Origin of the sequence: Alcaligenes aquatilis, from assembly GCF_003076515.1 — a bacterium.
In the GTDB taxonomy this organism is placed as follows: domain Bacteria; phylum Pseudomonadota; class Gammaproteobacteria; order Burkholderiales; family Burkholderiaceae_B; genus Alcaligenes; species Alcaligenes aquatilis.
In genome coordinates this window covers 299342-324948 of the sequence record NZ_CP022390.1, presented here as the reverse complement: position 1 = coordinate 324948, position 25607 = coordinate 299342, and the positions used below count along the sequence as shown (strand labels likewise).

Here is a 25607-nt window from a genome sequence, read left to right as displayed (position 1 = left end):
AAGCATCAAGACGCAGGAGACCCTTCCATGATCATCGACGTACACGGGCACTACACCACGGCCCCCGCCGCACTGGGGGCCTGGCGCGACTTGCAGATCGCCGGCCTGAAAGACCCCAGTCAAACGCCCCGCGCCAGTGATCTGAAGATCAGCGATGACGAGATCCGCGAGACCATCGAGAACAACCAGCTCAAGCTGATGAAACAACGCGGCTCGGACCTGACCATCTTCAGTCCCCGCGCCAGTTTCATGGCCCACCATATCGGCAACTTCGAGACCTCCAGCACCTGGGCCGCCATTTGCAACGAACTGTGCTATCGCGTCAGCGAACTGTTTCCAGACCATTTCATCCCGGCTGCCATGCTCCCGCAATCGCCGGGCGTGGACCCCAAAACCTGCATTCCCGAACTGGTCAAGTGTGTAGAAGAGTATGGCAACGTCGGCATCAACCTGAACCCTGACCCGTCCGGTGGTCACTGGACGGCCCCGCCGCTGTCCGACCGCTCCTGGTACCCCATTTACGAAAAAATGGTGGAGTACGACATCCCTGCCATGATCCACGTCTCGACCAGTTGCAATGCCTGCTTTCACACCACCGGCGCCCATTATCTGAACGCAGACACCACGGCCTTCATGCAATGCCTGACCAGCGATCTGTTCAAGGACTTTCCCACGCTCAAGTTCCTTATCCCTCATGGTGGCGGCGCTGTGCCCTATCACTGGGGCCGTTTCCGTGGTCTGGCACAGGAGCTGAAAAAGCCCCTGCTGGACGAGCACCTGCTCAACAACATCTTCTTTGACACCTGCGTGTACCACCAGCCGGGCATCGACCTGCTGACCGAGGTTATCCCTGTCAAGAACATCCTGTTCGCCAGCGAAATGATTGGCGCGGTGCGCGGCATTGACCCCACGACCGGCCACTACTACGACGACACCAAACGCTATATCGAAGCCACGCTCAAGCTGAACGAACAAGAACGCCACCAGATCTACGAAGGCAACGCCCGCCGCGTGTTCCCGCGCCTGGACGCTGCCCTGAAGAAAAAAGGCTTGTAAGCCACCTGCAACCATTCACCAAGGAAACAACCATGTACGAACTGGGTGTCGTGTACCGCAACATTCAACGTGCCGACCGCCAGGCCGCCGATGCACTGGCAGCCCTGGGCTCGGCCACTGTCCACGAAGCTATGGGCCGTGTCGGTCTGCTCAAACCTTATATGCGCCCGATTTACCCCGGCCAGCAAGTCTCGGGGACCGCCGTCACGGTGCTGCTGCAACCGGGCGACAACTGGATGATGCACGTCGTCGCCGAGCAGATACAGCCCGGCGATATCGTGGTCGCTGCGGTGACCTCGGAGTGTAGCGACGGCTATTTTGGCGACCTGCTAGCCACCAGTTTCCAGGCCCGTGGAGCGCGCGCCTTGATCATTGACGCCGGAGTGCGCGATATCAACACCTTGCAGGCAATGAACTTTCCCGTCTGGAGCAAAGCCATCTCCTCCAAGGGCACCATCAAGGCCACCTTGGGTTCGGTCAATATTCCAGTCGTGTGTGCCGGCATGTGGGTCACGCCCGGCGATGTCATCGTGGCTGATGATGATGGCGTGGTGTGCGTACCCGCCGCCCAGGCCGCCGTCACGCTGGCCGCTGCCCAAAAACGAGAAAGCTTCGAGGGGGAAAAACGCGCCAAGCTGGCCAGCGGTGTCCTGGGCCTGGATATGTACAAAATGCGCGAGCCCCTGGAGAAGGCCGGGCTCCGCTATATCGACTGAAGGAAGGATGATGAGCCATTTCGAGAAGACTCCCGGCTGGCTAGACTGGTACGCCGCCCCCTCCAAACCCCGGCTCCAGTTGCCGGCTGGCGCGGTTGATGCCCACTGCCATGTGTTTGGTCCCGCTGAGCAATTCCCCTTCGCCCCCGAGCGCAAATACACTCCCTGCGATGCCAGCAAACAGCAGTTGTTTGCCTTGCGCGACCACCTGGGCTTTGCCCGCAACGTCATTGTGCAAGCCACCTGTCACGGCAAGGACAACCGCGCCCTGCTCGATGCCTTGCAGGCCTCACACGGCAAGGCCCGTGGCGTTGTCACCCTGGGCTCGGATGTCACGCAACAGCAGTTGGACGCCATGCACCAGGCTGGCGTGCGCGGTGTGCGTTTCAATTTTGTCAAACGTCTGGTCGATTTCACGCCGAAAGAAGAACTGCTGAGCGTTGCCCATAAAATAGCGCCTTTGGGCTGGCATGTGGTGGTGTACTTCGAGGCACAGGATTTGCCAGAACTATGGGATTTTTTCACCGGTCTACCGACCACAGTGGTCGTTGACCACATGGGCCGTCCGGATGTCAGCAAAGGGGCTGAGAGTGCCGAGTTCGACCTGTTCGTACGCTTGATGGCCGAACACCCGAACATTTGGTCCAAGCTCTCGTGTCCCGAACGTCTGAGCAAAAGCGGGCCTGCCGCCCTACATGGCGAGCAGCATGCGTATCAGGATGTCGTGCCATTTGCCCGCCGATTGATGCAGCAGTTCCCCGACCGCGTTTTGTTCGGCACTGACTGGCCCCACCCCAACCTGAAAGACCATATGCCCGATGACGGTTTGCTGGTTGACTACGTGGCGCAAATTGCGCCCAGTCCCGCAGAGCAACAATTACTACTAGTGGACAACCCGATGCGCCTGTATTGGCCAGAAGAGTTGACATGAATTTGAGGAGATAACGATGGCACTGGACAAACCGTACCAGGATATACCGGGCACGATTATTTTTGACTCGGAACAATCGCGTAAGGGCTACCACCTGAACCAGTTTTGCATGTCACTGATGAAAGCAGAAAACCGGGCCCGCTTTAAAGCGGACGAGTCCGCCTATCTGGATGAATGGCCCATGAGTGCAGAGCAAAAACAGGCTGTACTTAGCCGTGACCTGAATCGCTGCATGCAACTGGGCGGCAACATCTACTTTCTGGCCAAGATCGGCGCTACCGATGGCCTGTCCTTCCAACAAATGGCGGGCAGCATGACCGGGATGAGCGAACAGGACTATCGGGAAATGATGCTCAAGGGTGGCCGCTCCCCCGAAGGCAACCGCTACTTACACGAACAAGAAAAATAACCGGAACCTATCATGGCAAAGATCAAACACTCTGTTTATACCTCGCACGTTCCCGCTATCGGTGCCGCGCTGGACCTGGGCAAGCACACCGAGCCCTACTGGAAAAAAGTGTTCGACGGCTACGAATTCTCCAAGCAATGGGAGCAGGAAAACAAGCCGGATGTCATCATCCTGGTCTACAACGACCACGCCAACAACTTCAGCCTGGACCTGATCCCCACGTTTGCCCTGGGCACAGGCGCCTCTTTTGAACCCAGTGACGAGGGCTGGGGCAAACGCCCGGTTCCCACGGTACAAGGGCATCCCGAACTGGCGGCCCACATTGCCCACTCGGTCATTCAGGACGATTTCGACCTGACACTGTGCAACAAAATGGAAGTGGACCATGGCCTGACCGTTCCGCTGTCGCTGATGTTCGGTCAGGTCGAACAATGGCCCTGCCCCGTGATCCCCTTGCACGTCAACGTGGTTCAGTATCCGGCCCCCTCCGGCCAGCGTTGTCTGGATTTGGGCCGGGCAATCGGTCGCGCAGTCGCCTCGTATGACGAAGATCTGAATGTCCAGATCTGGGGCACAGGCGGCATGAGCCACCAGTTGCAAGGCCCGCGCGCCGGACTGATCAACGCGCAATGGGACAACGAATTTCTGGATCGCCTGATTGCCGACCCCGATGCCCTGGCTCGCGTGCCCCATATCGACTATGTGCGTGAGGCAGGCTCGGAAGGCATTGAGCTGGTGATGTGGCTGGTCGCGCGTGGCGCCATGAATCCACACGTCGATGTGCGCCACCGCTTCTACCATGTGCCCGCCTCCAATACCGCGGTCGGACACCTGATCCTGGAAAACAAAGAGACAGCGTGAGCGGGCCTGGCCCCACACTCTGAACGAAAGGAAATAGAAATGAAGAAAGTCAATATTGCACTGGTAGGCGCAGGCGCCTTCGGCATCAAGCACCTGGACGGCCTGGCCCGTATCCCCGAAGCCCAGGTCACCTATATCGTGTCCAGCACCCAGGCCAAGGCCCAGGAAGTGGCGCAAAAGTACGGGGTCCCCCACGCCTCGGGCGATCTGAACGAGGCGCTGGCCAGCAAGGAAGTCGATGCCGTCATCTTGTGTACCCCGACTCAAATGCACGCCGAACAAACACTGGCCTGCCTGAAAGCGGGCAAACACGTACAGGTTGAAATTCCCTTGGCGGACACCCTGGCCGGCGCCCAGGAAGTGCTGCAAGTACAACAGGAAAAAGGCCTAGTGGCCATGGTTGGCCACACGCGCCGCTTCAACCCCAGCCATCAGTGGATTCATCAAAAGATACAGGCGGGTGAATTGAACATTCAGCAAATGGATGTACAGACCTATTTTTTCCGCCGCAGCAACACCAATGCTTTGGGCAAGCCGCGTTCCTGGACAGACCATCTGCTCTGGCATCATGCCGCGCACACCGTCGATCTTTTTCAATACCAGACTGGCTCCAAAGTCATCAAGGCCAATGCCATCCAAGGCCCTATTCATCCTGAGCTTGGCATTGCCATGGACATGTCCATCCAGTTGCTGACAGAAAGCGGGGCACTGTGCACGCTATCGCTATCGTTCAACAATGATGGGCCTTTTGGCACCTTCTTTCGCTACATCTGCGACAAGGGAACCTATCTGGCCCGCTACGACGATCTGACCACCGGCAAGGACGAGGTGATCGACGTCTCGCAGGTGGATGTCTCCATGGATGGTATTGAACTGCAAGACCGGGAGTTTATCGCGGCCATTCTGGAAAATCGCGAGCCCAACTCCAGCGTGGCCTCAGTGCTGGCCTGCTATGAAACACTGGACCAGCTCGAAAAACAACTGACCGCCTAAGCCCGCACCGCCCCTTCCCGCAACACAGACTGCCGGCCCAACAGCGGCAAGCACATCATCAAGGGGCTTTATTGCACAGCAGGCAGGATGGCAAAACCCCCTACTTTGCCCCTGCCTGCCCCGACATTCACACGCAGACGGTGCGACTGCTTTGAACCGGGCCTTTCTGAGCCCATCAACGCGCAGCAGAAAGATACCCGACAGCTCAAGCAATCCACAGTCCTGCGCCTACCTCAGGTATTGATCCACCAGCTCAATCCAATGCTTGACCGGCGTGCGACCCGCTCCATTCAAATGATTCCCGCAAGCCATATTGGCCGTGACAATCAGATCAGGTTTGCTGCTCTCCAGCGCATCCATCTTGCGGTCCCGCAGCCGCCCGGCAATTTCAGGTTGAGTCAGTGAATACGTACCGGCTGAGCCGCAGCATAAATGGCTATCAGGCACCGCACCCAGATCAAAACCCAAACGAGTCAGCACCGCCTCGACTCGCCCCCCCAGTTTCTGCGCGTGCTGCAAAGTACACGGGCAATGAAAAGCCAAACGTGGGCGGGTTTGTGTATTCAGGCATTCCTCCAAAGGCTGCTCCTCCAGCACTTCGACCAGATCTTTGGCCAGCTCACTGACGCGGCGCGCGCGCTCGGCGTAGGCAGGATCATTCCTGAACAGATCCACATACTCTTTCACAAAGGCCCCGCAGCCACTGGCGGTCTGCACGATCGCCACCGCCCCCTGTTCGATCTGCGGCCACCAGGCATCGATATTTCGACGGGCCTGCTCCAAGCCCTGCTCTTGCGCGCCCAAGTGAAAGGACGATGCGCCACAGCAAGCTGCCTGAGCGATAGGCGTGACGCTGATGTCCAAGCGGTCCAGCACTCTGGCCGTCGCGGCGTTAATAGACGGTGCCATGGCAGGTTGCACACAGCCTTCCAGCATCAGGACGCGTTTGCTATGTCGCTGTGCAGGGCGCGTTAAATCCGCATTTTGCTTGGGCGGGATTTTTTCCTGTAAAGAAGATGGCAGCAAGGGACGCATGGTTCGCGCGACCCCCAACAAGGCACCGACGCGACCAGGTTCTGGCAGAATCTGCGTCAAGGCGACTCGCATGGCGCGATCCTTCAAAGGACGCTTGACTTTGGGCTCCAACGCAGCCCGGCCAATATCGAGCAAGTTGTGATACTTCACCCCCGAAGGACAGGTGGTTTCACAGTTACGGCAACTCAGGCAGCGATCCAGGTGGTGCTGAGTCAGCTCCGAGGTCGCCTTGCCTTCCAGGAACATCTTGATCAGGTAAATACGGCCACGGGGACCGTCCAACTCATTGCCTTGATCCAGATAAGTCGGGCAGGTGGCATTACAGAACCCGCAATGCACACAGGAGCGCAAAATGGCCTGGGCTTGCTCGGCTTGCGGCAGTTGTTGAGCCCATGATGTCAATTGTGTTTGCATGTGGACTCCAGCGAAGGAAAGAGACGACCAGGGTTAAAAATCCCAACAGGGTCCAGTTGTTGTTTCAAGCGCTGATGCCATATCAACAAGGACTCGGGCAAGATATCCTGCCCGGTGCCTGATCCAGACCAGCAACGGGCATGCCCTTTCATGGTTTGAGCCTGCTCATGAATCTGCTCGGCAGGGGCATCGGATTTCAGCCACAGTTGTGTCCCACCCCAATCCACCAGAATCTGGCCCGGCCATGTTTGTACGGGTGCATCCACTGGCAAAGCAATTCGCCACAAAGTGCCGGGCTGCCTGAAAAACTCCAGGCGCTGTTCGCACAAATCATCCCAATAGGACAAGTCCAAGGCCTCCCCGCCGATTTGCTCCTGGGCCAACTGCACCGAACTGTCTCCCCCTTCCAGACGCAAATGCAAACGCCCGTCCTGCCATGCTGCACCCGTAATGGGGCGACTTTGGTCACGCCAGCCACGCAATAAACCCGCCATGTCTTGCTGAGCGACATCCAGCACCAGACTGGCGCGACTACGTGGACGCGGCAGGACCTTGAAGGACACCTCCGTAATCACACCCAAGGCGCCTTGCGCACCAACCATCAAACGCGACACGTCATAACCAGCGACGTTCTTCATGACCTGGCCGCCAAAACGCATATGTGTGCCCATGCCACTGATCAAACGACAGCCCAGCACATAGTCCCGTAGTGAACCTACCCAGGGTCGGCGCGGTCCCGACAAACCACAGGCGGTGGCTCCGCCAACCGTGGCTCGGCCATCAAACAGAGGCGGCTCAAAAGGTAGGCATTGGCCTTGCTCGTTCAGGACTTTTTCCAATGCTTGCAAGGACGTCCCGGCGCGCACCGTGACCACCAGCTCCGCCGGGTCGTAATCGACCACACCTTCATGGCCTGCCAGACTCAACGCTTGCCCCTGCACGGCTTTGCCCAAAAAGGCTTTGGTGTTGCCGCCTTGCAGACGCAACGGGGTTTTCGTGGCCAGGGCTTGCTGAACCTGCTCCAGCAATTCAGCGCCGCGATCCTGATTCTTATGTTCTACGGTACTCATCAGAATCGCTCCAACTCTGGGAAAGGCAGTTGCCCGTGATGGATATGCATGCCACCCATTTCGGCACAGCGATGCAGGGTAGGAATGTTCTTGCCGGGATTCAGCATGGTTTTGGGATCAAAAGCAGCTTTGATCGCATGGAAAAACTGCAGCTCGTCTTCGTTGAACTGCACACACATCTGATTGATTTTTTCTCGACCTACGCCGTGCTCGCCAGTAATTGTGCCGCCGACTTCCACACACAATTCCAGAATCTTGCCACCCAAGGCTTCCGCGCGTTCCAGTTCGCCGGGCTCATTGGCATCGAACAAAATCAGGGGGTGCATATTGCCATCGCCAGCATGAAATACGTTGGCGACACGCAGGCCGTACTCTTCGGAAAGCTCGGCGGTTTTCTTCAGGACATAGGCCAACTGACGACGCGGAATGGTGCCATCCATACAGTAATAGTCGGGTGAGATCCGGCCTACGGCGGGAAAAGCATTTTTACGACCAGCCCAGAAACGCTGCCGCTCCTGTTCGTCCCGAGCCACTCGCACCTCTTGCGCACCGGCCTGGAACAACACCTGCTCGACACGGGCCACATCGTCCTGCACATCTTCCAAAGCGCCATCAATCTCGCAAAGCAAAATCGCTTGTGCATCAACGGGATAGCCTGCGTGAATAAAGTCCTCGGCTGCACGGATGGACATTTGATCCATCATCTCCAGCCCTGCCGGCACAATCCCCTGGGCAATAATCTGCGCCACGGCATCGGCCGCTTTTTCCACTTCGTCAAAACTGGCCAGCAGCACCACCGTACAGGGCGGACGCGCCAGCAACTTGACCGTAATTTCCGTAACGACGCCCAACATGCCTTCGGAACCGGTGAACAAAGCCATCAGATCAAAGCCGGGCGAATCCAGGGCTTCGGAGCCTAGAATCAAGCGTTCGCCTGTGACGGTAATGACTTCCAGGCGCAAAATATTATGGACGGTCAGGCCATATTTCAGGCAATGCACACCACCCGCATTTTCAGCTACGTTGCCACCAATCGAACAGGCAATCTGCGAAGACGGATCCGGCGCGTAATACAAACCAAAGGGTTGGGCCGCCTGAGAGATCGCAATATTACGCACGCCTGGCTGAACACGGGCAATCCCCGCTACGGGATCCAAATCCAGAATCTGGTTCAAGCGTGCCATCACCAGCAAAATGCCCTGCTCCAAAGGCATGGCACCGCCCGACAAACCGGTACCCGCACCACGGGCCACCACCGGCACGCCGACTTCATGGGCCAAACGCATTACGGCCTGTACCTGCTCCACATTACGGGGCAACACCACCAGCAAGGGTTTGGCGCGATACACACTGAGCCCATCACACTCATAAGGGTGCAACTGCTCATCCGTGTGCAGCACATCCAGGCCGGGAATATCATCACGCAAACGGCTAAGCAGCTGCATTTTGTCCACGCGGGGCAGCACTCCGTCCAGTTTTTCGTCGTAGCGCAAGCTCATGACGCCTCCTGTCTTTTAAAGTCTCCTGAAACGGATGGTCTTTGATGCTGGCGGGCTTGTCCAGCCGCCAGACTACTGGTCCGACCAGTTTTTACCCTTAGAGAGTATTAGGGTTTATATTTATACTTAAAAATCAGACAGATAGATAATCAGCTTGTTATCATTTTCACACGCACACAACTGGTCTGACCACGAATGAACATGCAGGAACCCAAGCGTTTAGAAGTCACCGCCGAGCTGGTCGCCCAACGCATCGAAACATTTATTATGGATGGCGTCCTGAAACCGGGACAAGTTCTGCCGTCCGAGCGGCAACTGACGCAACGGCTAGCAGTGTCCCGCTCTGCCCTGCGGGAAGGACTACAAATCCTGCGCGTGCGCGGCTTGATTGAAACCCGACATGGCAAAGGGTCCTTCGTTGCCAACCTGATTGACTCCACTGTCAGCAAACCGCTGGAGCATCTGCTGCAAGCGCAAGGGCGCACACTGTATGACTTGCTGGAAGTGCGTGAGTTATTGGAAAGCGAGGCCGCCCAGTTAGCTGCCTCCAGAGGGACAGAAGCGGATCACATCATGATAAGGCGGCGCTTTCAGGAACTGGAAGATCTGCAAATGCAGGATGCGGCTCCTGAACAGGTTGCTCGTGCCGACCACGCTTTTCATGCCGCTATCTGTGAGGCCTCGCATAATCCGGTGCTGGTACACATGATCAGCCTGTTCAACGACTTGATGTTGTCCACGGTACGCGTGTCCGTGCAGCACCTGTACCCCGATCATGATTCCAAACGCAGGCTGGACAGGCAGCATGCCCGTTTATGTAATGCCGTCACGCAAGGTCAAGCGGACTTGGCCCGACGCGCAGCCAAAGAACATATTGATGGGATTCGGCGACAGCTTCAGGAGATGGAGGCCAAACAGTTACGCCTGGAGCATGCTCGGCAGCGTCTGAATGGCCTCTAGGTTGTGTGGGCTTACTTCGCCAGCAGATTGGCCAGCATATAGCCTGATCCAGCCCCTGTCCCTGCACCCGGCCAGGTCGAGGCACCGCATAAGTACAGATCCTTGATCGGCGTCTTGTATTTGGAGTAGCCGGCCACTGGGCGAAAGAAAAAGTTCTGATCCAAGTGGTGGCTACCCGAGAGGTTATCACCACCAATCAAGTTCGCATTGAACTGCTCCAGATCCTGAGGCGACATGATGTGGCGGCCCAGAATCTTGCTACGCAAACCGGGCGCATAGCTTTCGAGCAAATCCAGAACCCGCTCTGCATACGCCTCTTTCAGCTGTGACCAGTCGCCGGCCGCAATCTGAGCAGCAGCATCGCCTTTGACCTGAGCAGGTAGCACACGCACTTGAATCCACAAAGTATGTTTCCCCGCCGGGGCGCGGGAAGGATCCAGGGCCGTACCCTGCCCAACCACCAGCACAGGCTCGACAGGCAACAAGCCTGCGGCGGCTTCGGCGTAGACACGGCTCATCATGGCCATATCGGGCGCCAGATGCACGTAGGAGAAACGCTGCAGCTCGGCACCGGCTTTCCAGTCAGGCAAGCCATCCAGCGCCAAATGAATCATCATGGTGCCCAAACCGGGGCGGAAGGCATCGACTTTCTTCTGATAATCTTTGGGAACCGCAGCGGACTGCACCAGACGACCAAAGACGAGTTGAGGATTCAGATTCGCAATCACGGCCTTGCGCGCTTTCAGGCGACGACCATCGGCCAGAACGACACCACTGGCTCGACCGTTTTCCTGCTCAATCGTTTGCACGGGGGCATTCAATAGCAGCTCCCCGCCCAACTCCTGCAACAAACCCGTCATGGCACGAATAATCGTATCGGCACCGCCCTGCCCGATCACCATACCGAAAGCTTGATTAGCCATGGATTCAAGGTAAGGGAACAAGGCACCACCGGCAGTGTCTGGTGTGAAATCCACATGCAGCCCCCAGGCCGCCATCATGGCTTTCAATGAGTCGCTCTCGAAATGGCGGTCCAGAAAGTCACGAGGTGTCGCCAGCAGCAATTGCATCAGCTCGGCCACGCCATCCTTGCCCAGCTCACGCCAGCTCTTCCACGCGCTTTTGAACAGGCCTATGGAAGGCATAGGGCTACCCAGCACCGCAAACAAATGAGGAGCTTTACGCTGAAAGTCCTCCAGCATGGCTTGCCAGGCCTGAGCGTCTTTTTCAGAAACCGCACGAATGCGCGCCAAGGTCGTTTCCAGATTCGTGCTGACACCCAAATAGCTTTGATCCCGGAACACGCTGGCAAAGCAATGCTCTGCGGGGACGAAAGCCAAACCGTGACGGCCTAGCGCCTCTTTATGACGCTGGAAAAACGCAGAGCCGGCAAAAGAGGACAGGTTCATGGCACATACGTCATGCTTGAAGCCCGGCAAGGTCAGCTCTTGAGTGCTGACCGCACCGCCAGCCGAACTTTTGGCTTCCACAACTTGAACCTTCCAACCACGGCTGGCTAACTCCACAGCCGCCGCCAGGCCATTGTGCCCTGCCCCAACCACAATCGCATCTACTGTTGTCTCTGCACTCACCACAACTCCTTTAGCTCTAAACTATTTTGTTGTATTTTACGGTGCAAACTCCAAAGCAGGTAAAAAAAGCGCCTCCTTATCCACCGCCTGCTCAGGCCACGTTGACACGCCACCTGATACCGGCAAGGCTCAAAACGTAATCAACGGGAAATGCTGCTGAATACCTCTTCGGACAGTCTCTTTCAGGAACTCCTGAAACATTACCCGCGTATGTTCAACAAAGTCTTGAGCCAGGGCACTATTACTCAGAAGATAAATGTTGCGGGAGTAGCGTCCGTCAAACACATTGCGCACAATCAGATGGGGAGACAAGGCGGTAATCCCTTGCAGACTAAAGGCCGAAATCAAGCCCCAACCAACCCCGGAGGCGACCAGCTTGGAGAGCGTATCAAAAGAGTCGACATAAAGCGTATTGTTGACCGTGATGTCGTGCTTTTGAAAAATGGATTCTATTCGACGACCAATCTGGGAGCGCCTGTCATAGCCGATATAGCTCAGTTGCTGAACCATCTCATTGAAGGTGAGGCGGGCGTGAATACTGGGGGCAATCAGCACATACGGGTCTTGCACCAACAAAGACGCGCGACAGGCGGGCGTACCCGAGGCCACGTGCGTGCTTACCAACAAGTCCAGCTCGCCCGCATTGAAACTGGAATCCAGACTGCTGATCACCCCCGATTGCACATGCAGTGTTTGCGCCCGATCAGAGAAGTTCTCGACAATGAACGGTGCCAGAACCGAGGTAATTGAATCGATGATACCGATACGCAGATGCTTGACCTGAGAGGAATGGCTGAACTGCAGAAAATTCTGCATATGAACCGCTTGCAATAACCAGGACTGGCCCAGTTCGAGCAGTTTTTTACCAGCCTGCGTCAGTCTGACCGGGCGGTTCTGACGCTGCACCAACAACACGCCATAGCTCTCCTCAAGCTTGGCTATATTCTGCGAGACCGCCGCTTGACTAAGCTGCAATTGTTGTGCGGCAGCGGAAAAACTTCGCGTTTTTCCCACTGCCACCAAAGCCTGGATCTGCCTTAATTCAAATCCTATTTTTTCCATAGACCTGTGAAATGAACTGCGGGTGTCAGGCCGCCTTCAAGCGCAAGGCACGCCCCTTGAGCATTCGACCGATCACGCCCACTACGATCATATAAGCGACCAAGGCAGCCATTGTTTCATAAATGAAACCCTGCAGAATCAGTCCAGGCATGAACGAGATCAAAATAATGTCGAATACAGCGCCGGGCACATACGCAATGGCGTAATCGTCCAGAATCGACGTTTTACGATCCGGGTCGGCAATGCGCAAGAGCAAAATGGCAATCGCCACCGTGCCCGTCATCCAGCCCCACGAAAACACACCTTTCTCGAACCAACGTTCGTCGAGCATGCGAGGTGCCACATAAAACACCATGAACAGGCACAATAGCAAACCGATGATCATCAGTACCAACAGGGGAACAGCATAGCTCAACAGCACAGTAATCTTGATCGACGCAATCCCAAAGACGATCAGATAGTCCGTTGCTGTACTGGAGACATGATTAAATAGCTTGACGTCAAAATGCTGAAGCAAGCCCAGTCGATCCAGCAAGGATCGGCTGACCGTTCCAAGTAAAAACGCGCAGGCAAAAGTCGGCACGGAAATAAAGTCATTCAAACCAGACAGGTAAGAACTCAAATAGTATGCACCGGCGGTAATCAGCAATATCAGTGCAATATGCAAGGACAAGGCATCAATCGAGGAAGCCGATACCGTTTCTTTGCCAATAGCGACGCGGTCTGCCGCCTCAATCAAGCCCTTGCGATGATGCTTCTCCATTTGTTCAAATGGGGTCAAACCACTGATCAGACCTTTGCGGGCGCCATAGCGGATAATCGCCAGGCCAATCAAAATAGCGGCAAACACCCCTACCGTTGCCGAGGTCAAAGCCAAGGTTGTGGCATCTGCCCAGCCCAACTCGGCAAACGAGTTCCCCATCGCCACAGCAGTTCCATGGCCCCCCATGAAACCAGCAGGCATGATCAGCCCGAAGGCAGGGGATAGATCCGGCCAGAAGTAGGTAAACAGCAAAGCTCCTGCCACCAACCCCAGCAACCACTGCGATGCCGTTGCCATCTGATTGAACGCCCATAACTGTCCGGATCGTGACACCAGCAATGACGGTGCAGGAAAACGGGTAGAGAGCCCAACGCCAGCAAAAATAACAGCGATCAACATCCCGCCGTAAGCGTTGAACGAACCGGAGAACGGCAAAATATCAGCCCCCTGTGGTCCCAGCGCCAGGCCCAACAAGCCAGCAATCAGGGCGACCGGCATAAACAGCTTTTGTACCAGGGTGACATTGGCCCGGATCAGTTTGCACAGCAGGATCAAACCGCTGGCAATGCCAAAATCGATGGTTAAACTCCAAATAGTCATTCAATATGCTCCTCGTTATTGTTAGTGGCAGAGCTTATAGCTCACTGGCAGACGCACGCCTGGCCAAGGCCATGCGTGCGTTAACGCCGATACTCAAGAAAGGTTCAGGGGGGTTGATAGCGGGTTTCTGGCTGATCTCCAGCATGTCCGACAGGCTCTCGGAGTGCTCACCCAAGGCCAATTGCGCCAATAACTTGCCGGTAATAGATCCCCGAGTGGCCCCCACGCTTTGGTGGACACCCGAAAAATAAAGATTGCTATCCAATTGGCCAAAGAAAGGCTGGTAATTACGCGACAAGGCGCAAGCTCCACCCCAGGTATAGTCCAGCGTCAAGTTTTCCAGTGATGGATAGCGCGCCTGCAGACCTTGAAGATGGCTGTCCCGTATGGCACGTCGGCTCTGGAGGTCGTCATGGTACTTGGGGACAAACTGGTAACTATTGCGGATCACCAAGCGTCGGTCCCGAGTCAAACGCAGAGTTGTCCCACCATGATCGGCAGGCGTGGCCCCCCAAGAATGCTGCTCCCGAAACAATTGCATTTCCTGCAGGCTCAGGGCTCGGGTCATGCTGGCATACGTCATGGTCGGCAACATGCGAGAGCGCAAGTAACCAAACTCCTGGGTAAAGATATTCGTTGCCAGAATCACCTTGGGACTCTGGAACACCGCATCTTGGGTATGGATATGATATTGACCATTGTGCTGTTTGAACTCCAGCACAGGGTGCTCTTCATAGAGCTCCACATTTGCCGGCAAATGCTCGGCCAGCCCATTGACTAAAGCCGCAGGCTGTACAAGCACCGAACGCTCTGTATAGATAGCTTGGCTGTAGTAGGTCGAGCCCAGCACTCGGGCAAGCGACTGCCCCTCAATACGCTGGTAAGGGTAATCAAAATCATCCAGCAAGCTGGCGTAATCGTTCAGAAATGAAATGCCACGCTGCCCGACCGCAACCTGATACTTTCCAGCCTCTTCCCAATCACAGTGGATCTGATGTTGCTGTACAGCCGATCGCAAGTCCTCAATCGCCTCCAGATTAAGTCTGTAAATCTTTTTCTTGCGCTCCAGGCTACCAAACTCCAGGTCACGCTTATGGGGCAGATCAATCAGAAATCCTGAATTCCGACCCGAAGCCCCTTGCCCAACCTTCAATGCCTCCAGCAATACAACCCGATGCTGAGGCTTTAACAAGGCATAGGCACGAGCAGCTGCCAAACCCACAAAGCCAGCGCCCACAATCACCACATCTGCCGCCTGTGTGCCGTGAATTTGGCGACTGGGACGATTAACTGTCAGCAACTTATACCAGCCACAGCGGCTGTCATCACGGGGCAAAATAATAGACATGATCAGTACGAAAAAATAATGGATCATGGATATATACCGCGCCCACAATCACACTTCATCTACTATCAGCCCACCGCTCACAAGATAAGCGATTCTTATAATGACAACACCCTTCACTATCGACTCAAGGACTACTCAGCACGCTACAAAAAGCGAGGTACACGCCCACCTGCACACCCACCCATACCCTACTCAGGTAAAGAAAAGTGCGCTTATGCAATTAATCTAAAACGCTTGGCTTGCTTCAGAATTTGACTCTTTCCCGCTTACTGGGCAAGAAACAGCCGAGCATTAAATGCCGAACTACGTCTCCCCCTTACCTCCCCACCACAAGTATGCAACTGCCTTGCGAATCAGTCCTCTTGCCCAGGGAAAATACACAATGATCAAGCCAGGAAATGTTGGCTACATGGCATGGATTAAAGAAAAAGGTAAAAAACCACCCAACGTAAAGCTGCTGGTAAACAGTTCGCTACCACAGTTTGCGGCATTAACCGAATGACAGTGGCAGAGCTACCGGCATACAAGCAAAAGAAGCGCCTTAAAGCCCCCATCAGCCACTAGCTCTCAGCACATAAAGAATAAGGCAAGTACCATGATGCTCAATAAAAGCGGCGGGCAACAGCCGTACATGAGGAAGGAAGATCGGTAACCGAAACGGGCTGATGGTGTGATGCAGGTGGGCAGAGCTATCAACAACAAACACTCCACGCAGCCAGAGTCAGGCAAGCACCATGACGATGGAAGCGACGGCGGGTAAGCGAACAGAGGAAGGAAGGTGAGGCTGAAGGCTCCGGCCTGTATTGGCAGCACCGGATGCTACGCGGCGGAGCTACCCGAGGGGCAAGCCGAAGCAGACACGAGTAAGCCGTACAGAAGAAGAAGGGAGACAAGGTGCCCAGAACGGGCCAGGAGGAAGGAAGGGACGTCCGACCGATGATCGCAGGGATCCGGTCCTTATGCCGCCAGAACACAGCTGGGCAGCCGTGTGTACGTGTGGCGCGCATAAAAAACAAAACCCCCGCAAGGGATACTTGCGGGGGTTTTGAGCAATAAGAGCTTGACGATGACCTACTTTCACAGACGTCCGTCCACTATCATCGGCGCAAAGGCGTTTCACAATCCTGTTCGGGATGGGAAGGTGTGGGACCACCTTGCTATGGTCGTCAAGCGTAACTGGTTGCCAGGCCGTCTTTACAGGGACGTCCCAGCCAATTGGAAGAAGCACACTGCCAGCGATCAGTACGGATCAGCTAGCAGCGGTTACGAAGGTGTCGAGCGCGGGTTGCGCTGCACTTCAATATTACGTTCTGTGGTCAACAACTTAACTCACTACAACCTCAAGGGTTATAGGATCAAGCCACACGGGCAATTAGTACTGGTTAGCTACATGCATTACTGCACTTCCACACCCAGCCTATCAACGTCCTGGTCTCGGACGACCCTACAGGGAGGTCAAGCCTCCGGGATATCTAATCTTCAGACGAGTTTCCCGCTTAGATGCCTTCAGCGGTTATCTCTTCCGTACGTAGCTACTCGGCAATGCCATTGGCATGACAACCGATACACCAGTGGTACGTCCACTCCGGTCCTCTCGTACTAGGAGCAGGCTCCGTCAAATATCCAACGCCCACGGCAGATAGGGACCAAACTGTCTCACGACGTTTTAAACCCAGCTCACGTACCTCTTTAAATGGCGAACAGCCATACCCTTGGGACCGGCTACAGCCCCAGGATGAGATGAGCCGACATCGAGGTGCCAAACACCGCCGTCGATATGAACTCTTGGGCGGTATCAGCCTGTTATCCCCAGAGTACCTTTTATCCGTTGAGCGATGGCCCTTCCATACAGAACCACCGGATCACTATGTCCTACTTTCGTACCTGTTCGACTTGTCAGTCTCACAGTCAAGCACGCTTATGCCATTGCACTATCAAGACGATTTCCGACCGTCTCTAGCGTACCTTCGAACTCCTCCGTTACACTTTAGGAGGAGACCGCCCCAGTCAAACTGCCCACCATGCACGGTCCCCGATCCCGATAAGGGACCTAGGTTAGAACCGCAAACAGACCAGGGTGGTATTTCAAGGATGACTCCACGCGATCTGGCGACCACGCTTCAACGTCTCCCACCTATCCTACACAGGCCGGTTCACAATCCAATGCAAAGCTACAGTAAAGGTTCATGGGGTCTTTCCGTCTAGCCGCGGGGAGATTGCATCATCACAACCATGTCAACTTCGCTGAGTCTCAGGAGGAGACAGTGTGGCCATCGTTACGCCATTCGTGCAGGTCGGAACTTACCCGACAAGGAATTTCGCTACCTTAGGACCGTTATAGTTACGGCCGCCGTTTACCGGGGCTTCGATCAAGAGCTTGCACCCCATCACTTAACCTTCCGGCACCGGGCAGGCGTCACACCCTATACGTCCACTTTCGTGTTTGCAGAGTGCTGTGTTTTTAGTAAACAGTCGCAGCCACCGATTCACTGCGGCCTCTTCATGCTTTGTGCGCAGGCACATCACACTAATGAGGCATACCTTCTCCCGAAGTTACGGTATTAATTTGCCGAGTTCCTTCTCCTGAGTTCTCTCAAGCGCCTTGGAATATTCATCCCGTCCACCTGTGTCGGTTTGCGGTACGGTCTCGTAGAGCTGAAGCTTAGAGGCTTTTCTTGGAACTGCTTCCAGTTAGTTTAGAGCCGAAGCTCTATTCAGTCACACCCTTGAATTACGCACCCGGATTTGCCTAAGTGCCTTCTATGATGCGCCAACGGGGACATCCAACACCCCGATAACATTCTGCAATCCGTCCCCCCATCGCACTCTACGACGGTGCGGGAATATTAACCCGCTTCCCATCAGCTACGCATCTCTGCCTCGCCTTAGGGGCCGACTCACCCTGCGCCGATGAACGTTGCGCAGGAAACCTTGGACTTACGGCGAGGGGGCTTTTCACCCCCTTTATCGCTACTCATGTCAGCATTCTCACTTCCGATACCTCCAGCATTCCTCACGGAACACCTTCACAGGCTTACGGAACGCTCTCCTACCATGTGTACTAAAAGTACACATCCGCAGCTTCGGTCTATGGCTTAGCCCCGTTACATCTTCCGCGCAGGACGACTCGATCAGTGAGCTATTACGCTTTCTTTAAAGGATGGCTGCTTCTAAGCCAACCTCCTGACTGTCTATGCCTTCCCACTTCGTTTCCCACTTAGCCATAGTTAGGGACCTTAGCTGGCGGTCTGGGTTGTTTCCCTCTTGAGTCCGGACGTTAGCACCCGGTGCTCTGTCTCCCGTACTGTACTTGCCGGTATTCGGAGTTTGCCATGGTTTGGTAAGTCGCTGTGACCCCCTAGCCATAACAGTGCTCTACCCCCGGCAGTAATATACGAGGCACTACCTAAATAGTTTTCGGAGAGAACCAGCTATCTCCAGGCTTGTTTAGCCTTTCACTCCGATCCACAGCTCATCCCCTAATTTTTCAACATTAGTGGGTTCGGTCCTCCAGCACGTGTTACCGTGCCTTCAACCTGGCCATGGATAGATCGCCTGGTTTCGGGTCTACACCCAGCGACTGAATCGCCCTATTCGGACTCGCTTTCGCTACGCCTCCCCTATTCGGTTAAGCTTGCCACTGAATGTAAGTCGCTGACCCATTATACAAAAGGTACGCAGTCACACCACGAAGGTGCTCCTACTGTTTGTATGCATACGATTTCAGGATCTATTTCACTCCCCTTCCGGGGTTCTTTTCGCCTTTCCCTCACGGTACTGGTTCACTATCGGTCGATCACGAGTATTTAGCCTTGGAGGATGGTCCCCCCATATTCAGACAGGATTTCACGTGTCCCGCCCTACTTGTTCGATGCTTAGTTCCACGTACTGAATTTCGCCTACAGGGCTATCACCTGCTACGGCTGGACTTTCCATTCCATTCGACTATTCACTACGCTAAAACATCCAGGCTGGTCCGGTTTCGCTCGCCACTACTTCCGGAATCTCGGTTGATTTCTTTTCCTCGAGTTACTGAGATGGTTCAGTTCACTCGGTTCGCCTCCACATGCCTATGTATTCAGCATGGGATACCGTATTACTACGGTGGGTTTCCCCATTCGGACATCTACGGATCAAAGCTTGTTTGCCAGCTCCCCGTAGCTTTTCGCAGGCTACCGCGTCCTTCATCGCCTGTGATCGCCAAGGCATCCATCATATGCACTTATTCGCTTGATCCTATAACGCTTGGTGCTGTTATAGGAATATGAGTATACGTTGTTGCCGTTCATCAATCCTTAGCTGTTATTCAATCCGAGGACTGAACAACGTCTATATTTTTGAGAACTTTCGTTGAACATAATTTGTTCTGTTGCAATCACAACCCGTGTATTGTCATCACAAGGCGACTAATCGCTTTGCGTTTATTAGACAACACACCTTCGTTGTGCTTCTTCCTAATTGTTAAAGAGCAATTCGTGGGTTGTATAACCCAACGAGCAGTATTCTTGTAAAAGAACACTCTTCGTTGAATCTAACGCCAGGCCAACCGTTGTTGTCCTGTGCCCTATACTCTGTCATGAACCTTGCTGTATCAACACCAACCACAAAAGCGGTGGTGGAGGATGACGGGATCGAACCGACGACCCCCTGCTTGCAAAGCAGGTGCTCTCCCAGCTGAGCTAATCCCCCGAGGTAATCGTTGGTGGGTCAAGTTGGAATCGAACCAACGACCCCCGCCTTATCAAGACGGTGCTCTAACCGACTGAGCTACTGACCCATCTATCACCAGTGGGCGATACCTTCAATGGTCATGACATTAACTAACAGCCAATAAGTGTGGACGCTTTCGCTTTGCGAGCCATTCGCTCTAAAAGGAGGTGATCCAGCCGCACCTTCCGATACGGCTACCTTGTTACGACTTCACCCCAGTCATGAATCCCACCGTGGTAAGCGCCCTCCTTACGGTTAGGCTACCTACTTCTGGTGAAACCCACTCCCATGGTGTGACGGGCGGTGTGTACAAGACCCGGGAACGTATTCACCGCGACATTCTGATCCGCGATTACTAGCGATTCCGACTTCACGCAGTCGAGTTGCAGACTGCGATCCGGACTACGATCGGGTTTCTGAGATTGGCTCCCCCTCGCGGGTTGGCGACCCTCTGTCCCGACCATTGTATGACGTGTGAAGCCCTACCCATAAGGGCCATGAGGACTTGACGTCATCCCCACCTTCCTCCGGTTTGTCACCGGCAGTCTCATTAGAGTGCTCTTGCGTAGCAACTAATGACAAGGGTTGCGCTCGTTGCGGGACTTAACCCAACATCTCACGACACGAGCTGACGACAGCCATGCAGCACCTGTGTTCCGGTTCTCTTGCGAGCACTGCCAAATCTCTTCGGCATTCCAGACATGTCAAGGGTAGGTAAGGTTTTTCGCGTTGCATCGAATTAATCCACATCATCCACCGCTTGTGCGGGTCCCCGTCAATTCCTTTGAGTTTTAATCTTGCGACCGTACTCCCCAGGCGGTCAACTTCACGCGTTAGCTGCGCTACTAAGGCCTAACGGCCCCAACAGCTAGTTGACATCGTTTAGGGCGTGGACTACCAGGGTATCTAATCCTGTTTGCTCCCCACGCTTTCGTGTCTGAGCGTCAGTATTATCCCAGGGGGCTGCCTTCGCCATCGGTATTCCTCCACATATCTACGCATTTCACTGCTACACGTGGAATTCTACCCCCCTCTGACATACTCTAGCTCGGCAGTTAAAAATGCAGTTCCAAGGTTGAGCCCTGGGATTTCACATCTTTCTTTCCGAACCGCCTACACACGCTTTACGCCCAGTAATTCCGATTAACGCTTGCACCCTACGTATTACCGCGGCTGCTGGCACGTAGTTAGCCGGTGCTTATTCTGCAGATACCGTCAGCAGTATCTCGTATTAGGAGATACCTTTTCTTCTCTGCCAAAAGTACTTTACAACCCGAAGGCCTTCATCATACACGCGGGATGGCTGGATCAGGGTTTCCCCCATTGTCCAAAATTCCCCACTGCTGCCTCCCGTAGGAGTCTGGGCCGTGTCTCAGTCCCAGTGTGGCTGGTCGTCCTCTCAAACCAGCTACGGATCGTTGCCTTGGTGAGCCTTTACCCCACCAACTAGCTAATCCGATATCGGCCGCTCCAATAGTGAGAGGTTCCGAAGAATCCCCCCCTTTCCCCCGTAGGGCGTATGCGGTATTAGCCACTCTTTCGAGTAGTTATCCCCCGCTACTGGGCACGTTCCGATATATTACTCACCCGTCCGCCACTCGCCACCAAGAGAGCAAGCTCTCTCGTGCTGCCGTTCGACTTGCATGTGTAAAGCATCCCGCTAGCGTTCAATCTGAGCCAGGATCAAACTCTTCAGTTTAATCTCTGTGGTTGTCCCGTCTTGCGACGAGACCGATTGTGTCTCAAAGAAAAATTCAGAGTTACACAAGGTAATTCTTCATCTTTCGTTTGTGAGCACTTGATACAAACTTGTGGCGATCCCCGAAGGGTTCGACTCGCTCATTCCAAGCGCCCACACTTATCGGCTGTTAATTGTTAAAGAGCAGTGACAGTTACCTGTCGTTCTACTGACTAACCCGGCTGGCTCGTCGCGTTTAGCGCTTCGTGCCTTGCTGTGTTAGCAGCAGAGAAACGAGATTATGAAGCAGATCAGGCAGCGTGTCAAGCGTTTTTTTTGAAGAAGCTAGAAAGTTTTAAACTGTCTAACTCGTCCCGCTTAAACCAGAACTTTCGTTCCGTCCTACCTGGTGAACAATCAACCGTCAGGCCAACCATTCAACTTCACAAACAAGGGTAAATTTTCAAAACCGTTTCAACTTTCAAAACAGCTAAAAACTTAACGTTGCGTTCTCTGGAGCAGAACCTAGAACTTTAACACAGAATTTTCTGATTTGTCAAGCTCCGGATTTTACACCGTGTCAGTTACCTGACCAGTCATTCAAGCTTCGGTGCGGGCCTCTTGGCCAAGGCGGTGAAACTTGTCTAACTGCTCTCTGCGGCGCTTCCGGGAAAACCCTGTGCGTGCTGCAGCGAGAAAAGAACTATAGCACGATGATTTTCGGCTTGGCAAGTTTTTAACCTGAATATTTCATGCAAAAGAGATGGCTCACAGCGAATTTTCACTTAGGTTATTGTTATATATAAACAATCTAAAATGAAACAAAATAATACCAAATTGCCTATTATTCCTGTATAGCTGGACGGATACCAGAACTGGCAGGAGAAACACCAGGAAGTCATAGCGCAGAACAGGTAGATTCTGGGCTTTTTCTCTCTAGCTCGGCATCGTCTCTCTTGTTTCACACTAAATTCCTGCCCCAGAGTGTTTTTGCAGACAGACAGACAGACAGACAGACAGACAGACAGACAGACAGACAGACAGACAGACAAGATGAGCATGCAGTTGCGATCTTGGGGGGGACTGAACAGAAGGCTATCACCCTGGATCGCTAATCTAGAACTACGCCTGCAACACTCTATATAGAGCTGGTCGTCTCTCTATATAGAGAGGCATACCAAGCACCCTGCTTTTTGCCGTCAAACCTCCCTCTATATATAGACACCCCATCCAAGCAGATAGGTAGGCCACCTCTCCCCCATTACAATAGGCGGACAACTCACTCTGTATGCAGACTATGGCACGATCATCTTCTCAAGCTCCTGCGGCACAGCTCAGCCTGATTGGCGAGGAAATCCTCTCCGGCAATCTCCTGACCGAGAACATCCTCACTCAAGTTGCCCGCCTTCCCAGCGACTGGCGAGCCACATTGGATCGCCCGGAGCTGCAAGACATATTGGCGGCTCTGGCCAGGTGGCTGGACAAAGAGTGCCAGGATGGCGCCGCTATTTACCCGGCCGCCCCTTTCCGTGCACTGGAGCTACTGCCATTACAAAAAGTCAGTGTGGTGATTCTGGGCCAGGATCCTTATCACGGCCCCAATCAAGCACAGGGCCTGTCATTTTCTGTGCCCGACACCTGCCCGGCCCCACCCAGTCTGCGCAATATCTTTAAAGAGCTGGAACTGGAATATCCCGACACCGTGTCACCTAGCAGTCATGATCTGAGCAACTGGGGCCGACAAGGTGTCTTGCTATTGAATACATCGCTCACTGTAGAAGATGGTTTGCCTGCCTCTCACGCCAAGAAAGGTTGGGAGCAAATTACAGACTCCCTACTGATGAACCTGGCTCAGCAAACTACGCGCCCTATTGTTTATATGTTGTGGGGTGCGCACGCTCAGGCCAAAGAGGCCTTGATTCAGCAGCACTCTCAACGTCCCTATCTGATTTTGAAGGCCAATCACCCTTCCCCCTTGGCTGCGCGCCGGCCCCCTGTGCCTTTTATTGGCTGCGGTCATTTCCACCAAGCCAATGACTGGCTCAAAGAGCAGGGGGTCACCCCCATTCAATGGTTTGCCACTGGCGCTTAACCATCCGTTCCCCTTACCTGATCCCGAACCATGCCTTTAAGCCCCGCTAATCCAGAATTAAGCTCTTCAGAACAACATGCTCTTTGGTCGAACGAACTGCTCGAACAATATAGCTGGCAATTCCAGGGGGAAACACCATTTGCCGTTCCCCTGGCAAGCCTTCCCTTACTAGATGAACTGTTCAAGTTTGTTAATGAGACCATCAAGGACTCTTTTGACCGCTCTTTATTCTGCTGGACTGATCTCAAACAAGACAGCAAAGGCCTGACGGCCTGGTATTTGGGCGTCGAAGATTACGACGAAGTGCTGGAGCCTTATATAGAGAGTTTGTCGACCCGTGCCCTGACACTGAGCGATGCAGTGGAGCCTCCAGCTTCTCGCTGAAAACGGTCAAGCGCCTATTCAAGAAGAATTCCAAAGGGTCGATTACGGCCCTTTGATTTTTACGATCATTCAACATACTCTCGTCGCAGCAAGCAGGGATAAGTAGATAGTCCAACGGACAAGAACTTCTCGTCCACTCACCTCACTCCACACAGCACCGGATCAAATAGCCGCGCAGCGACGAGATAGCCCAGCGTGGTTGGTTGATATAGCCTTCAACTGAACAAGGCGTGACTCACCCAGCCTCTTTATAAGAGCAGGCATAAAAAAAAACCCGGCCAACCGACCGGGTTTTTCAAATAAAAGCAGCGCTTTATAACACCCCACCCTATCAATTAGGGCTGCACACCTGCGGCGTGCGCTTGCTGATCAGCGTGATAGGACGAACGCACCATGGCACCCACAGCAGCATGGGTAAAGCCCATTGCATAGGCTTCGCGTTCAAACATCAAGAATTCATCAGGCGTCACGTAACGCATCACGGGCAAGTGGTGGCCAGATGGTTGTAGATACTGGCCAATGGTCAGCATATCGATGTCGTGCGCACGCATATCGCGCATCACTTCCAGAATCTCTTCGTTGGTTTCACCCAAGCCAACCATCAAACCGGATTTGGTCGGAATGTCTGGATGCAGCTTCTTGAACTCTTGCAGCAGTTTCAAGGAGTGGTGATAGTCTGAACCAGGACGCGCCTGCTTGTACAAACGAGGCACCGTTTCCAGATTGTGGTTCATTACATCAGGCGGGCAAGCATTCAGGATGCCCAAAGCACGGTCCAGGCGTGCGCGAAAGTCCGGTACCAGCACTTCAATGGTGGTCGTGGGCGAATGCTCGCGCACCTGACGGATACATTCTACAAAGTGGGCAGCACCACCATCACGCAAATCGTCACGGTCTACGGAGGTAATCACCACGTAGGACAACTTCATGGCACCAATGGCCTTGGCCAGGTTGGCCGGCTCGTTCTCGTCCAGCGGATCGGGGCGGCCGTGGCCCACATCACAAAATGGGCAACGACGTGTGCACTTGTCACCCATGATCATGAAGGTTGCCGTGCCCTTGCCAAAGCACTCCCCAATATTGGGACAGGACGCTTCTTCACACACCGAAAACAGTTTGTGCTCGCGCAGTGTTTCCTTGATCTCGTAGAAACGAGAGTTTGGAGCAGCCGCCTTCACCCGAATCCAATCAGGTTTTTTCAAACGCTCTGCTTGCACAACCTTAATGGGAATGCGCGAGGTCTTGGCCTCGGCCTTCTGCTTTTGCGTTGCGTCGTATTCGACAACGCGAGGGCGCACAGTAGGTTTGGAATCGACGGACGTATCTGTAGGGGGGGTCATAAGCGTCTAAATAGAAAAACAGCATGCGAGCAGCATCACTAAACGATGGGCGCAGTGGCCAATTGTAGCCCCTTCGCTTTACAAGCGCCTAGAA

18 protein-coding genes, 2 tRNA genes and 3 rRNA genes are annotated in these 25607 nt (G+C 54.2%); 10 read left to right on the top strand and 13 right to left on the bottom strand.

From position 1 onward, the window contains the following. Window positions 1-27 precede the first annotated feature (27 nt). Genes CA948_RS01455 through CA948_RS01430 form a run of 6 tightly spaced genes read left to right on the top strand, consistent with a single transcriptional unit; the run spans window position 28 to window position 4966 of the window. Window positions 28-1056 (top strand): amidohydrolase family protein, encoded by a 1029-nt coding sequence (locus tag CA948_RS01455; protein ID WP_094196061.1) that lies wholly within the window; start codon window positions 28-30, stop codon window positions 1054-1056. Window positions 1057-1088: 32 nt separating this feature from the next. Then, on the top strand, window positions 1089-1772 hold the full coding sequence (ligK, locus tag CA948_RS01450) for a 4-carboxy-4-hydroxy-2-oxoadipate aldolase/oxaloacetate decarboxylase (protein ID WP_094196060.1): 684 nt from the start codon (window positions 1089-1091) through the stop codon (window positions 1770-1772). A gap of 10 nt (window positions 1773-1782) precedes the next feature. After that, window positions 1783-2703, top strand: coding sequence for an amidohydrolase family protein (locus CA948_RS01445; RefSeq protein ID WP_094196059.1), 921 nt, complete (start codon window positions 1783-1785; stop codon window positions 2701-2703). A 16-nt stretch (window positions 2704-2719) separates the two neighbouring features. Then, the gene (ligA, locus tag CA948_RS01440; RefSeq protein ID WP_094196058.1) at window positions 2720-3112 is read left to right on the top strand and encodes a protocatechuate 4,5-dioxygenase subunit alpha; all 393 of its coding nucleotides are present in this window, start codon (window positions 2720-2722) and stop codon (window positions 3110-3112) included. Between the two features lie 12 nt (window positions 3113-3124). Further along, window positions 3125-3973, top strand: a complete 849-nt coding sequence (locus tag CA948_RS01435) for a class III extradiol dioxygenase subunit beta (protein ID WP_094196057.1) — start codon at window positions 3125-3127, stop codon at window positions 3971-3973. A 39-nt stretch (window positions 3974-4012) separates the two neighbouring features. Beyond that, window positions 4013-4966, top strand: coding sequence for a Gfo/Idh/MocA family oxidoreductase (locus CA948_RS01430; RefSeq protein WP_094196056.1), 954 nt, complete (start codon window positions 4013-4015; stop codon window positions 4964-4966). A gap of 228 nt (window positions 4967-5194) precedes the next feature. Here CA948_RS01430 and glcF read toward each other — a convergent pair whose 3' ends face one another. Genes glcF through glcD form a run of 3 tightly spaced genes read right to left on the bottom strand, consistent with a single transcriptional unit; the run spans window position 5195 to window position 8984 of the window. Then, window positions 5195-6415 carry a glycolate oxidase subunit GlcF gene (glcF, locus tag CA948_RS01425; RefSeq protein ID WP_108727116.1) on the bottom strand — a complete coding sequence of 407 codons (1221 nt, stop codon included), beginning with the start codon at window positions 6413-6415 and terminating at the stop codon, window positions 5195-5197. After that, window positions 6400-7485 carry a glycolate oxidase subunit GlcE gene (gene glcE, locus CA948_RS01420; protein WP_108727115.1) on the bottom strand — a complete coding sequence of 362 codons (1086 nt, stop codon included), beginning with the start codon at window positions 7483-7485 and terminating at the stop codon, window positions 6400-6402. The genes glcF and glcE overlap by 16 nt, the downstream gene beginning before the upstream one ends. Continuing rightward, a complete protein-coding gene (gene glcD, locus CA948_RS01415) occupies window positions 7485-8984 on the bottom strand; it encodes a glycolate oxidase subunit GlcD (RefSeq protein ID WP_108727114.1) in 1500 nt (499 codons plus the stop codon). Before glcD ends, glcE begins: the two co-directional genes overlap by 1 nt. 195 nt (window positions 8985-9179) lie before the next feature. On the opposite strand from glcD, the gene glcC reads away from it, so the two are divergent. After that, window positions 9180-9944 (top strand): transcriptional regulator GlcC, encoded by a 765-nt coding sequence (gene glcC / locus CA948_RS01410; protein WP_094196052.1) that lies wholly within the window; start codon window positions 9180-9182, stop codon window positions 9942-9944. An 11-nt stretch (window positions 9945-9955) separates the two neighbouring features. Here glcC and CA948_RS01405 read toward each other — a convergent pair whose 3' ends face one another. From CA948_RS01405 to CA948_RS01390, 4 genes are all read right to left on the bottom strand, one after another. Then, window positions 9956-11536, bottom strand: coding sequence for a phytoene desaturase family protein (locus CA948_RS01405; protein WP_108727113.1), 1581 nt, complete (start codon window positions 11534-11536; stop codon window positions 9956-9958). Window positions 11537-11665: 129 nt separating this feature from the next. Beyond that, window positions 11666-12598 carry a LysR family transcriptional regulator gene (locus CA948_RS01400; protein ID WP_094196050.1) on the bottom strand — a complete coding sequence of 311 codons (933 nt, stop codon included), beginning with the start codon at window positions 12596-12598 and terminating at the stop codon, window positions 11666-11668. Window positions 12599-12623: 25 nt separating this feature from the next. Beyond that, window positions 12624-13961, bottom strand: a complete 1338-nt coding sequence (locus CA948_RS01395; RefSeq protein WP_108727112.1) for a sodium/glutamate symporter — start codon at window positions 13959-13961, stop codon at window positions 12624-12626. A 34-nt stretch (window positions 13962-13995) separates the two neighbouring features. Then, window positions 13996-15309 carry an NAD(P)/FAD-dependent oxidoreductase gene (locus CA948_RS01390; protein WP_203226731.1) on the bottom strand — a complete coding sequence of 438 codons (1314 nt, stop codon included), beginning with the start codon at window positions 15307-15309 and terminating at the stop codon, window positions 13996-13998. 295 nt (window positions 15310-15604) lie between these two features. Here CA948_RS01390 and CA948_RS17540 point away from each other — a divergent pair, with 295 nt between their 5' ends. After that, window positions 15605-15811 (top strand): hypothetical protein, encoded by a 207-nt coding sequence (locus CA948_RS17540; protein WP_159086093.1) that lies wholly within the window; start codon window positions 15605-15607, stop codon window positions 15809-15811. 556 nt (window positions 15812-16367) lie between these two features. On the opposite strand, the gene rrf is transcribed toward CA948_RS17540, so the two are convergent. From rrf to CA948_RS01365, 5 genes are all read right to left on the bottom strand, one after another. Then, a 5S ribosomal RNA gene (gene rrf / locus CA948_RS01385) occupies window positions 16368-16480 on the bottom strand. Window positions 16481-16660: 180 nt separating this feature from the next. Next, window positions 16661-19545: ribosomal RNA gene (locus tag CA948_RS01380) — 23S ribosomal RNA — on the bottom strand. 377 nt (window positions 19546-19922) lie between these two features. After that, window positions 19923-19998: transfer RNA gene (locus CA948_RS01375), tRNA-Ala, on the bottom strand. 11 nt (window positions 19999-20009) lie between these two features. After that, window positions 20010-20086, bottom strand: a tRNA-Ile gene (locus CA948_RS01370). Window positions 20087-20179: 93 nt separating this feature from the next. Continuing rightward, a 16S ribosomal RNA gene (locus CA948_RS01365) occupies window positions 20180-21718 on the bottom strand. Together the 16S, 23S and 5S rRNA genes with 2 tRNA genes alongside form the textbook arrangement of a ribosomal RNA operon. Window positions 21719-22994: 1276 nt before the next feature. Between CA948_RS01365 and CA948_RS01355 the strand changes: the two genes are divergently transcribed. Both CA948_RS01355 and CA948_RS01350 read left to right on the top strand, forming a co-directional pair. Beyond that, the gene (locus CA948_RS01355; protein ID WP_238988630.1) at window positions 22995-23789 is read left to right on the top strand and encodes a uracil-DNA glycosylase; all 795 of its coding nucleotides are present in this window, start codon (window positions 22995-22997) and stop codon (window positions 23787-23789) included. 30 nt (window positions 23790-23819) lie between these two features. Then, window positions 23820-24173: a hypothetical protein gene (locus tag CA948_RS01350; RefSeq protein WP_094195338.1), complete on the top strand. Its 354-nt coding sequence runs from the start codon at window positions 23820-23822 to the stop codon at window positions 24171-24173. 335 nt (window positions 24174-24508) lie between these two features. Here the strand turns inward: CA948_RS01350 and lipA are convergent, their stop codons facing one another. Beyond that, a complete protein-coding gene (gene lipA / locus CA948_RS01345) occupies window positions 24509-25513 on the bottom strand; it encodes a lipoyl synthase (RefSeq protein WP_108727110.1) in 1005 nt (334 codons plus the stop codon). Window positions 25514-25607 lie beyond the last annotated feature (94 nt).

Bases quoted from the DNA above. Each gene is read 5' to 3' on its own strand.
- CA948_RS01455 (WP_094196061.1), top strand. From the start codon at position 28: ATGATCATCGACGTACACGGGCACTACACCACGGCCCCCGCCGCACTG.
- ligK (WP_094196060.1), top strand. From the start codon at position 1,089: ATGTACGAACTGGGTGTCGTGTACCGCAACATTCAACGTGCCGACCGC.
- CA948_RS01445 (WP_094196059.1), top strand. From the start codon at position 1,783: ATGAGCCATTTCGAGAAGACTCCCGGCTGGCTAGACTGGTACGCCGCC.
- ligA (WP_094196058.1), top strand. From the start codon at position 2,720: ATGGCACTGGACAAACCGTACCAGGATATACCGGGCACGATTATTTTT.
- CA948_RS01435 (WP_094196057.1), top strand. From the start codon at position 3,125: ATGGCAAAGATCAAACACTCTGTTTATACCTCGCACGTTCCCGCTATC.
- CA948_RS01430 (WP_094196056.1), top strand. From the start codon at position 4,013: ATGAAGAAAGTCAATATTGCACTGGTAGGCGCAGGCGCCTTCGGCATC.
- glcF (WP_108727116.1), bottom strand. From the start codon at position 6,415: ATGCAAACACAATTGACATCATGGGCTCAACAACTGCCGCAAGCCGAG.
- glcE (WP_108727115.1), bottom strand. From the start codon at position 7,485: ATGAGTACCGTAGAACATAAGAATCAGGATCGCGGCGCTGAATTGCTG.
- glcD (WP_108727114.1), bottom strand. From the start codon at position 8,984: ATGAGCTTGCGCTACGACGAAAAACTGGACGGAGTGCTGCCCCGCGTG.
- glcC (WP_094196052.1), top strand. From the start codon at position 9,180: ATGAACATGCAGGAACCCAAGCGTTTAGAAGTCACCGCCGAGCTGGTC.
- CA948_RS01400 (WP_094196050.1), bottom strand. From the start codon at position 12,598: ATGGAAAAAATAGGATTTGAATTAAGGCAGATCCAGGCTTTGGTGGCA.
- CA948_RS01395 (WP_108727112.1), bottom strand. From the start codon at position 13,961: ATGACTATTTGGAGTTTAACCATCGATTTTGGCATTGCCAGCGGTTTG.
- CA948_RS01390 (WP_203226731.1), bottom strand. From the start codon at position 15,309: ATGTCTATTATTTTGCCCCGTGATGACAGCCGCTGTGGCTGGTATAAG.
- CA948_RS17540 (WP_159086093.1), top strand. From the start codon at position 15,605: ATGCCGAACTACGTCTCCCCCTTACCTCCCCACCACAAGTATGCAACT.
- CA948_RS01355 (WP_238988630.1), top strand. From the start codon at position 22,995: ATGGCACGATCATCTTCTCAAGCTCCTGCGGCACAGCTCAGCCTGATT.
- CA948_RS01350 (WP_094195338.1), top strand. From the start codon at position 23,820: ATGCCTTTAAGCCCCGCTAATCCAGAATTAAGCTCTTCAGAACAACAT.
- lipA (WP_108727110.1), bottom strand. From the start codon at position 25,513: ATGACCCCCCCTACAGATACGTCCGTCGATTCCAAACCTACTGTGCGC.